Annotated in this window: 3 protein-coding genes; all 3 read right to left on the bottom strand. The window is 66.2% G+C overall.

The genetic code is table 11. From position 1 onward, the window contains the following. Nucleotides 1-183: 183 nt before the first annotated feature. Nucleotides 184-1,239: a Holliday junction branch migration DNA helicase RuvB gene (gene ruvB / locus VLR48_RS07245; RefSeq protein ID WP_325291136.1), complete on the bottom strand. Its 1,056-nt coding sequence runs from the start codon at nt 1,237-1,239 to the stop codon at nt 184-186. Next, nucleotides 1,239-2,726 (bottom strand): FAD-linked oxidase C-terminal domain-containing protein, encoded by a 1,488-nt coding sequence (locus VLR48_RS07240; RefSeq protein ID WP_325291135.1) that lies wholly within the window; start codon nt 2,724-2,726, stop codon nt 1,239-1,241. Before VLR48_RS07240 ends, ruvB begins: the two co-directional genes overlap by 1 nt. A gap of 25 nt (nt 2,727-2,751) precedes the next feature. After that, nucleotides 2,752-3,012 (bottom strand): hypothetical protein (locus VLR48_RS07235; RefSeq protein WP_325291134.1); only part of this gene is annotated, 261 nt, incomplete at its 5' end.

Raw genomic sequence — 3,012 nt, 5'->3', positions numbered from 1 at the left:
GATCCTCGACGAAGACTGGCTGCCGGATGTCTGACGAGGTCGGTCTGTTTTGCTCCGGCCCGGTTCGCCGTCGGGCAGGCTTTCGTTTCCGGAAAGCACCTTAAACCGCGCCGACTCCAACGGTCGTCAAGTCTGCCGGGGCCGATCCCATCCAAAAACATTGCATACGGCGCTGGGCGCGGTTTAATCCGAGACGACACCGAAAAGGTCCGGGATGGCGGCACGCTCGACGACGGTCCGCGGCGGTTTGAGCCCGAGGTGAAGATAAGCCGCTTGCGTAGCGACACGCCCGCGCGGTGTCCGCATCAGATAGCCTTGTTGAATCAGGAAGGGTTCCAGCACATCCTCGATGGTGCCGCGCTCCTCGCCGATCGCTGCGGCCAGGCTTTCGACGCCCACCGGTCCTCCGTCGAACTTGTTGATGACGGCATCGAGCAACCGCCGGTCCATGTGGTCGAAGCCCAAGGCGTCGACCTTGAGCATCCCGAGCGCCTGGTCTGCAACCTCTGCGGTGATGCGCCCATCGGCACGGACCTGGGCGAAATCACGCACCCGGCGCAGCAGCCGGTTGGCGATGCGCGGCGTGCCGCGCGAGCGCCGGGCAATCTCGGCGGCGCCTTCCGCCTCGGTCTCGATGGCGAGGATGCGCGCCGAGCGGCGAACAATCCAGGCCAGATCCTCCGCGGTGTAAAACTCCAAGCGTTGCACGATGCCGAAGCGGTCGCGCAACGGCGAGGTCAGGAGCCCGGCCCGCGTGGTCGCGCCGACCAGGGTAAAGAACGGCAGATCCAGCTTGATCGAGCGCGCGGCCGGGCCGTCGCCGATCATGATGTCGAGCTGATAGTCCTCCATCGCCGGATAGAGCACCTCCTCGACCACCGGGCTGAGACGATGGATCTCGTCGACGAAGAGCACGTCTCCGGCATCGAGATTGGTCAGGATGGCCGCGAGGTCGCCCGGCTTTTCCAGCACGGGCCCGGAGGTCTGGCGCAGATTGACCTGCATCTCGTGCGCGATGATGTGCGCGAGCGTGGTCTTGCCGAGTCCCGGCGGGCCGAAGATGAGCACATGGTCCAGCGCCTCGCGCCGCCCGCGCGCCGCCCCGATGAAGATCTCCATCTGCTCGCGCACGGCCGGCTGCCCGACGTAGTCTTCGAGCTTGCGCGGGCGGATGGCGGTATCGAGCGCCAGCTCGTCGCTGGACGGGTCGGCGTTGATCAGGCGTTCGGGCGTCGCCATCAGTGCGGGTGCCGATGCGCGTGATCCGGAAGCTGCCGGTACTCCGAGCAGCGCCGCGGCGTCGGTACGCCCTTGCCCGGATTCAGCAACCCCTTCGGATCGAACGCCGCCTTCACCGCATGGAACTGCCCCAGCTCCTCCGGACTGAACTGGACGCACATCTGATTGATCTTCTCGATCCCGACACCGTGCTCGCCCGTGATGGTCCCGCCGACCTCCACACACAGCTCCAAGATGCGTCCGCCCAACTCCTCGGTCCGCTCAAGCTCGCCCGGCTTATTGGCATCGAAAAGGATCAAGGGGTGCATGTTGCCGTCCCCGGCATGAAAGACATTGGCGACCCGCAGCCCGTATTCGCGCGACATCTCTGCGGTGCGCCGCAGTACCTCCGGCAGGGCGCGTCGCGGGATGGTGCCGTCCATGCAGTAATAGTCCGGCGAGATCCGGCCAACCGCCGGGAAGGCGGCCTTGCGCCCCTTCCAAAACATCAGACGCTCGGCATCGTCGCGCGAGGTCCGGACCTCGGTCGCGCCGCTGGCCAAGAGCAGATCGCGCACCCGCATGACCTCCTCGGAGACCTCCTGACTGGTCCCGTCGATCTCGCAGATGAGGATGGCTGCGGCGTCCGTCGGATAACCGGCATGCACGAAGTCCTCCGCCGCCTGGATCGCCGGCCCGTCCATCATCTCCAGACCCGCCGGGATGATCCCGGCCGCGATGATGTCGCCGACGGCTTGACCGGCCTTCTCCACGTCGTCGTAGGCCGCGAGGATGGCCTGGGCCCGCTCCGGCACGGGCAGCAGCTTGACCGTTACCTCGACCGTCACGCCGAGCATCCCTTCGGAGCCGATGAAGAGCGCCAAGAGGTCATAGCCCGCCGCGTCGAGCCCGTCCGATCCCAGCTCGATCAGCTCGCCCTCGATCGTCACCAGCTTGACCGCAAGGACGTTGTGCACCGTCAACCCGTACTTGAGGCAGTGCACCCCGCCCGAATTCTCCGCGACATTGCCCCCGATGGTGCAGGCGATCTGGCTCGACGGATCGGGTGCGTAATAAAGCCCATGCGGCGCCGCAGCCTCGCTGATCGCCAGATTGCGCACGCCGGGCTCGACCCGCGCCGTGCGCGCGACCGGGTCCAGATCGAGGATCCGGGTGAAGCGCGCCAGGCTCAGCAGGACCCCGTCGCCGCGCGGCAAGGCGCCGCCCGAGAGTCCGGTCCCGGCCCCGCGCGCCACCACCGGCACGTCCTTTTCGTGACACAGCCGCATGATGCGCTGCACCTCCTCGACCGTGCGCGGCAACACCACCAGCAAGGGCAACTGCCGATAGGCCGAGAGGCCGTCGCATTCGTAGGGTTGCACCTGCTCCTGTCGCTCGAGAACCCCGTCCGGCGGCAAAAAGCTACGCAGCTCGCGGACAAGCTCCGCCCGCGTCGCGGTCAGCTCCGGATCATCGAAGTCGATCCGGGTCGGTTGAATCAGGCTCATGACGTTGACCTTGGTCGTTGTGTCATCATCGGAATAGGCGGAGCCTAGGGCCAGACGGGTCCCGAGTAAACACCGGGAGCGTCTCGACCGAAGCGCCTTCAAAGCAGGTCTTGCCAGGCCGGTCGCCAGTCGCGCGCTCCTGCACGGTGTTGTTTCCCATCCTGATCCGCAAACCACCGGCCATTTTTGCAGGGAATTTTCCACCGGTGATGTCGTTTTCCGGTGAAGCAATGCGGTAAGCGCGGAGCGCGGATGTCCCGCACGCTTCACCGGCGTGCATCCTCGC

This window comes from Thiocapsa sp., assembly GCF_035467215.1.
GTDB lineage: Bacteria > Pseudomonadota > Gammaproteobacteria > Chromatiales > Chromatiaceae > Thiocapsa.
The sequence above is the reverse complement of the archived record's forward strand: the minus strand, read 5'-3'. Positions and strand labels throughout refer to the sequence as shown.

Coding starts and splice junctions, on each gene's coding strand:
- ruvB (WP_325291136.1), bottom strand. CDS start 1,239: ATGGCGACGCCCGAACGCCTGATCAACGCCGACCCGTCCAGCGACGAG.
- VLR48_RS07240 (WP_325291135.1), bottom strand. CDS start 2,726: ATGAGCCTGATTCAACCGACCCGGATCGACTTCGATGATCCGGAGCTG.